The sequence below is a fragment of the uncultured Thiodictyon sp. genome, assembly GCA_903837595.1.
Taxonomy (GTDB): domain Bacteria; phylum Pseudomonadota; class Gammaproteobacteria; order Chromatiales; family Chromatiaceae; genus Thiodictyon.
Genome location: CAILVI010000112.1, coordinates 1 through 7344, shown reverse-complemented (window position 1 = coordinate 7344; position 7344 = coordinate 1). Strand labels below are relative to the sequence as shown.

Genomic DNA, 7344 nt, shown 5'->3' with positions numbered 1-7344 from the left:
CGTGTCGATCGTGAAGGTGTTCTCGCCAGCGCTGGCTTTTTTGCGCCGACAGGTATTGCGGATGATCGTCGCCAGCTCCTTCAAGAGGGTACTGAAGCTGTGTGCGGGCGAGCCGTCGGCCAACCGCTTGCTTGCCACTTTTTCCAACGCCGCATCGGAGCGAGTCGCTGGCGCTACGGGATCGCGTTGGGCGAGGCGATCCTGATCTTCATCGGCGAACAACAGACTGCGCCAAGCCTCGCTCATATGCCATTTGACGTAATAGGCGAGCATGCACAGGAACAGATGGGCGCGGACCCGCTCTTCCGTGTGGTGATAGATCGGACGAAGTTGCAGGTCGTCGCTTTTTAACACGCGAAACGCCGCTTCGACATGGCTTAAGCTCTTGTAATGCCGCACCGCATCTTCACGGCTGACCTGTGGCGCCGGCAGCGGGGTGCGGATGACATAGAGACCGTCGAGCGCGGCTTCTGCCGCGACCGCTTCCTCGTTGATGTGGAAGGCGAATTGGGTGTCGGTGATGTCGAGCACGAGATGCTTGGCCATCTTGTATTTGTTGATGACCCGCACGACACGCACCCCGATCTTGTCGGAATCTTTCAGATGGCCATTGGCGACCATCCGCTGCACGGTCTGCAACTGCTCCACGGTGGCCGCGAGGAGTTCGCGACGCTTGGCCGCACGCAGTTTCGCCAGTTGCGGATTCCGACAGGCGATGAGGCGCTCATCGGGAAAGTCGTCGTGGGCACATTCACAGAGATTGCGTTCATCGAACAAATCCATTTGAATGGTGCCGGACTCGACCAGCTGGCGAATCGCCCCGCTCTTGAGCGCCGTGATCCACGCCACCCCATCACGCTCGCGTAAGGCATCGCTTTGCGTCTGCGAAATCATCCCGCGATCCCCCACCAGGATCACCGATCGCAGGTTGAAATCATTCTGTAATTTCTCCACCTGCCCCATCAGGGTCTGCGGGTCAGTGGTATTGCCCGCAAACACCGAGATGGCGACTGGGCAACCGCGCGCATCAGTCAGCAATCCATAGTTGACCTGCAATTTGCCCTTTTTCTCGTCACGGGAATAGCCGCGCGCCGCCAACGGACACGACTCACCCTCGAAATAGCTGGAGGACAGGTCGTAGAGCACCCGGCCACCCTCCTGCAAATGCCGCTTGGCCAGTCGCTGCTCAATGGCGGGCTGCCGCTCCCGCAGCCAATCCAGCGCCGCATACAGCGCATTCTCATCGGCATCACTGACGCTGAACAACGCCCCCAGGGTACTGTGATCCCAACAGCGCGTGGTGGCCAGTTTGCTCTGTGGGTCCAGCACCCGGGCAGCAATCATCGCCAGCACCAGGTCGCGCTCCCGGCACGCCTCACGCCCCAGCAGCGCACTGATCCGCAGCCGTCCCATGGCCAGCTCAATCGCACTGACAGCCCCATGTGAACGGGACTGGATGATTTCAAAAATCTCATCGACCGCGGCCACCGGCTGGCCCTTGAGGACGGCGCGAATCGCCTCCGCTTGCGCGATCGACAACGACGACAGGTTGGCGATGGTGCGCTTGATGATCCTGCTGCCTTCGCGGATCGACTCGCGGAGCAAGATGGCCGGGGGGGAGTTACGGTTTGGAACGATATCGATGTACATGGATGCAAATATAGCAGATCAGCACATTTTTACAAGTGCCTGACGTGCACTTACATGGGTACATTTATGCTCAATATAGCCGGCCCCAATGATTTCCCCACAGCCACATCAGAGACTTGGGGCGAAGGTGAGAATCGTTCTTGCTGGAACTTCGGTCTAACCAGCGAACAGCCAGCCGCCTTGAGCTGCCGAATCAGTTCCGGCGTACAGCTCTCACCCATCAGGCGGCCACGCGCAACGTTGCAAGATGGGCCGTCGTCAGCAACCGCAATGGGATATCGTCCCCCCGCGGGCAACCGTTCTCCTCGAGCATTTCCGGTACCCGAGTCCGCCGCAACGCAACCATGGCCTCCAGCGTCGGTGCCTCGCCAACCAACCCGGGAAATTACTATCCTCGACATACCAGACACCCGCCTCGGCGTCTCATTCGACCCGGATTTCGTAATACATTTCATGCACCATTGTTGCCGCCATACCGCCGAAGGAATGCGCCATGGTCACGGACGATCGTAAGCGGCGTCTTCGTCATTGCTCCACACCGCTGCGAAACTCGCTTCGCTGGCCCTGGCGGCAGCTTGCGTGAGGCATTGTTCGTCCTCACGGGTCCGCAGAAAATCCAAAAAATAAGGCAACTACGCAACCCGCCGCGGCGTTGGTTACTTAATCTTCTGGTATTCGATTTCTCTCATCGCCAATGCTCCTGGCAAAATTAGAAGGCGCAGAGTGCAATAGCACGCCCAGAAGATATCGAGAAAACGGACTCTACTCCCTACAAATCCTCCTCAAAAAAATCAGAGTCAATTCTCTTCAACTCAAACACATCGATAACCGAAACACCAACGCCGTAGTCGATCATATACTTAGCGAGCTGACCACCGTCGATAAGGACGATGCGTGAGGAACAATCTTTGAGCGAAGACTGGGCGTCCTTTGTGAAAGTTGACGTCGTAATAAAAATTCCTTTAGTGGCCTTCTTCTTAGACAGCGCCCCAGAAAACTGATCTAGATCCGGACTACCCACGACCTTATCAGACCAGCGTTTCGCCTGAATATAGATGTTGTCGAGACCGAGCTTATCTTCTCGAATAACGCCATCAATACCGCCATCTCCAGTCTTTCCGAGCGCAGCACCAGCATCCTTAAACGAGCCACCATACCCCATTTTCAAGAGAACGTGAATTACCAGACGCTCGAAAAACTGGGGCGAACACTTCTTCACCCGATCAAGCAACTCAGCAGCTAGGGCTTCACGGAATTGCTCATAAAAGGACTCTATAGACTCGATAGGAGTATCTAACGGCTGCGCTTCAGAACCCGCTTTGAGGGGCTTCTTCTTGCCTTGAAAAGCCCTGAATTCCGCAAACTGCGAGAGGACCTTGTTGTCAATTTTGGTGAGCGCCTGCTTGATGATTGCTGTGCCACGCGGAGTGAGTCGGAAGTAACCCCGTTTCGGCGCCTCCAGTAATGCGGCTTTCTGCAGGTAGGTACGCGCCCATGATACCCGAGAAGAAAACTTAAAGGTGCCACCGCTTGGCAACAACTCCGTGCGTTCTTTATCGGTTAACCTGAAACGCTCAGCGAGCTGGTCTACGGCATCCGATAGCTTTACCACTTCACCATTTGCGGCTGCCCCGATTTCAAGCAAGGGCAACATCAATGTTTCATAATCAGGAATAGGCATCAATGCAATATCTTCTGTTTATGCCAGACAAAGGCAGCATCGCCACACTCGGACTCTCTAACTATTTGCGCTGCATGCGTATCATTGACCTATTCCGGATCAGGGTTATCGGGATTCCCCTTGGCGACAATGCGAGCCACCTCCTCGGTACTGAGCCCCAGCAATGCCGCAACTTTCTCTGCATCGAGATGGGTAAGCAGGCGACGCACGATCAGTGCCTCGCCCCGCGCTTCACCCCTCTCTTCACCCAGCGCTTCGCCGTCCTCATAACCGATTGAGTAGGAAGGCAGCTGTCTGATATCGACTTGGGTCAGCATTCTTTGAGCCTCCATCACTTGGGCCTTGAGACCCCGGTTTTCTGACAGGATTTCGAGCATGGTCATGTATTGGCGAAAACGCCGCTCGTCCGCGCCCAGGAGTTCCTTCAGTCGACGAACGATATAGCCGACGACTTCCTGCGGCTCCCGCCCGCCAAAATCGCACAAGACCGCCAGGACCAGCGCATCCGGATTATCCTGCACCAACAGCCCGGCGCAATTGATTTGGTGCATGTCCACAAGGCCGTAGCGATAGTCGAGCAACTCCGGCTCGGCGATGCCATGCGGCATCTTGAGCGGGTCGGTACCGATGTAGATCAGGAACTGCCGGATGGATCCTTTGTGTCCGGCGAGGCGGATGTCCGTGTAATAGCGGAGCATCCGCAACAGCATCTCACTACGGTTTTTGTTCGCGATCTCGACATGCAGCAGAAATTCGTGACCGTCAATGGCGCGCATGCGCGCCACCAAGTCCGCCCGGCGGTCTTCGATCCGCTGGTTCTGGGTCTCCAGCAGCTCAATGGCCTCGGCCTCAATGCCAAGCAGGTGCCGGGCAAGGTCGGTGGTCAGGCGCTTGAGGGTATCCCGGCTGATGATGTCTTTGTCGGTCATCGGGCGCAGACGCCTCGGTAACGGGCTCGTGCCGGCGGATCAAGGGCAGAGGGTACGACAGCGGCATCCGGCAGGCAAGCGCCCGCGCAATGGCCGGTTGCGGCCGTTGTTTGCGCCTACGCGCGAGGGATTTGCTGATTTAGGGTGTGAGGACTGACGGTCGCGGTCGGCATCGGCTCACCGGCCATGGCGCTGAGTTCCGGCATCCTACCGGAAAGGCTATGCGCCGCGCGTGGCAGCAGTGCGGGATCTGATCATACGGCGCACTGGCGGTAACCCGTCGCGGCCTGGGGGCCGCTCCTACGGCGTAGGAGCGGCCCCCAGGCCGCGACGAATGCCCTAGATGACCTTGGAGAAGCCGATCGGCCCCGACTTGTTGGCCAGATAGGCGTCGAAGGCCATGCAGATGTTGCGCACCAGCAGACGGCCGCGCGGCAGGATGCGGATGGTCCCGTCCCCGATCTCCAGCAGTCCATCCGCGACCATGACCTCCAGACGGCTCAACGCGTCGGCGAAATAGTCCGCGAACACGATGTCCCAGGCCGCTTCCACAACCGGCATAGAGAGCTGGAAGTTGCAGATCAGACGAGTGATGACATCACGTCGGATCAGGTCGTCGCGGTTGAGTTCCAGCCCGCGGAAGACCGGCAGATGACCGGCATCGATATCGGCGTAATACTCATCGAGCTCGCGGCGATTCTGACTGTAGGTATTGTCCACCTTACCGATGGAGGTGACCCCGAGCCCGATCAGATCACAGTCGGCGTGGGTCGAGTAGCCCTGGAAGTTGCGGTAGAGGGTACCGGCGCGCTGGGCCAGCGCCAGCTCGTCGTCCGGGCGGGCGAAGTGGTCCATGCCGATATAGACATAACCGGCCTCACCCAGCCGGGCGATGGTGCTTTGGAGGATTTCGAGCTTGACCTCAGGGGCCGGCAGCTCCGCCTCATTGATGCGCCGCTGGGGCTTGAAGCGCGACGGCAGATGGGCATAATTGAAGACCGAGACGCGGTCCGGGGTCAGCTCGATGATCCGGTCGAGCGTGCTCAGGAAGCTCTCTGCCGTCTGGAGTGGCAGGCCGTAGATCAGGTCGAGGCTGATGGAGCGGAAACCCTCGGCGCGCGCCGCATCCAGGACCTCGAGCGTCTGGGCCTCGCTCTGGATGCGGTTGACCGCCGCCTGCACACGCGGGTCGAAGTCCTGCACCCCGAGGCTCATGCGATTGAAGCCGAGCCGCCGCAGCAGGGCGACGGTCGCGGCATCCGCCTCGCGCGGATCGATCTCGATGGAGAATTCACCGGTGGCATCATCCGCCAGGGTGAAGTGGCGACGGGTCTGATCCATCAGCCCCTGCATCTGGTCGTGGCTCAGGAAGGTCGGGGTACCGCCGCCCCAGTGCAGTTGCTCGACCACCCGGTGGCGGTCGAACAGGGCCGACTGCATCTCGATCTCACGGTGCAGCCGCTCCAGATAGGGCGGGGCCAAGCTGCGGTCCTTGGTGGCGACCTTGTTGCATGCGCAGTAAAAACACACCGTGTCGCAAAACGGCAGGTGGAAATACAGCGACAGAGGCCGCCCGCTTAAATTGCTGCGGGCGCAGGCCGCGGCGTAGACCGCCGGGCCGAAACGCTCGTCGAACTCCACCGCCGTCGGGTAGGAGGTGTAACGGGGGCCGCTCTGGTCATAGCGGCGGATCAGGCCCAGGTCAAAGGAGATACCCTGTTCCATCAATTCTACCCTCAGGTGTCGGGAATGGTTGCGAGGCCCGCGCACCGGGCGGCCCAGGCATCGTCGCCCACGCCCGCGAGAGCGCGTCGATGCGCCTCATTAAAATGCGTGGACGATTTGTGGAATTCGGCGCGGCGACGCGCCGCTCTGCGGCCCATGGGTTCAGGCCTCTTCAAAATCTCCCTGATGCAGCACGAGCTGCTCGCGGGTCAACAGCAGCACCCCCTCCCCGCCGCGCTCGAACTCGATCCAGGTCCAGGGCACCAGCGGCAGACGCTGCTCCAGTTCCCGCGCCGAGTTTCCGACCTCCAGGATCAGGATACCCGACTCGGTCAGGTGCGCCGCGGCCTCCAGCAGGATGAGCAGCACCAGGTCCAGCCCGTCCTCCCCGCCATGCAGGCCCAGTTGCGGCTCGCGATGGTATTCAGGGGGCAGGGTCGCCAGCTCCGCCCCGGAGACATAGGGCGGATTGGAAACGATCACGTCATAGCGCTGACCGGCCAGGGCATCGAACAGGTTCGACTCCAAGACGCGCACCCGGTCCCCGACCCCGTGGCGAGCCACGTTACGGCGAGCGACCTCCAGGGCCGCGGGCGAAATGTCCACCAAGTCGACGTCGGCATCCGGCAGAAAGAGCGCCGCCGCGATGCCGATGCAGCCACTACCGGTACACAGATCCAAGACCCGCCCGACCCGCTCGCCATCGATCCAGGGCTCGAATCCCGCCTCGACCAGCTCGGCAATCGGTGAGCGGGGAACCAGGACCTGATCGTTGATGTCGAACCGCAACCCGGCGAACCAAGCGCGCCCGATCAAATACGCCGCCGGGACCCGCTCGGTCACCCGGCGTTCGATCAGGTCGGTCACCGCCACGCGCTCGGCGGGGGTCAGACGGCATCCCCGAAAGCTGGTGGGGAGCCCGGGGTCCAGGTCCAGACCACCCAGTACCAGCTCACCCGCCTCGTCGAGCGCGTTATCCGTCCCGTGACCGAACCAGAGCCCGGCCCGGTTGAACCGGGTGGCCCCCCAGCGGATGTAGTCCTGGATTGTAATCAACCCGTCAGGCTGTTCGGCCATCGCGATGCATTTCCCGGATCAGTGCAGTTGCCCCGGCCGGACGGCCGGACCCGCGGCGCCCGCGGGAAGCGCGTAAGGATATCACCGCAGCGCCGCCGACACCCGTCCGCGTGCAATCGCGCACGCCCGCCCGACCCGCAACCGCAGGGGCGGCGGGCCGCTCAGGCGGCGCGGCGCTTGTCGTCCGTGCCGGCCGTGCCGGCCGCGGCCGCCTCGTGACGGGCCTTGGCGCGCTCCACGCGCCCGCGCTCCACCATATTCGCCAGGGTGATCCCGCTCAGG

6 protein-coding genes are annotated in these 7344 nt (G+C 60.9%); all 6 read right to left on the bottom strand.

Features of this window, described 5'->3' with window-relative positions; genetic code table 11:
* A partial coding sequence (locus QZY44_RS06285; protein ID WP_295443774.1) for an IS1634 family transposase occupies window positions 1–1650 on the bottom strand: 1650 nt, incomplete at its 3' end.
* Between the two features lie 220 nt (window positions 1651–1870).
* Window positions 1871–2026: a DUF1902 domain-containing protein gene (locus tag QZY44_RS35650; RefSeq protein WP_365303467.1), complete on the bottom strand. Its 156-nt coding sequence runs from the start codon at window positions 2024–2026 to the stop codon at window positions 1871–1873.
* Between the two features lie 393 nt (window positions 2027–2419).
* A complete protein-coding gene (locus QZY44_RS06280; RefSeq protein ID WP_295443771.1) occupies window positions 2420–3331 on the bottom strand; it encodes a restriction endonuclease in 912 nt (303 codons plus the stop codon).
* 89 nt (window positions 3332–3420) lie between these two features.
* A complete protein-coding gene (locus tag QZY44_RS06275) occupies window positions 3421–4260 on the bottom strand; it encodes a hypothetical protein (RefSeq protein WP_295443768.1) in 840 nt (279 codons plus the stop codon).
* A gap of 339 nt (window positions 4261–4599) precedes the next feature.
* A complete protein-coding gene (hemN, locus tag QZY44_RS06270; RefSeq protein ID WP_295443765.1) occupies window positions 4600–5985 on the bottom strand; it encodes an oxygen-independent coproporphyrinogen III oxidase in 1386 nt (461 codons plus the stop codon).
* 162 nt (window positions 5986–6147) lie between these two features.
* The gene (gene prmB / locus QZY44_RS06265; protein ID WP_295443762.1) at window positions 6148–7062 is read right to left on the bottom strand and encodes a 50S ribosomal protein L3 N(5)-glutamine methyltransferase; all 915 of its coding nucleotides are present in this window, start codon (window positions 7060–7062) and stop codon (window positions 6148–6150) included.
* Window positions 7063–7344 lie beyond the last annotated feature (282 nt).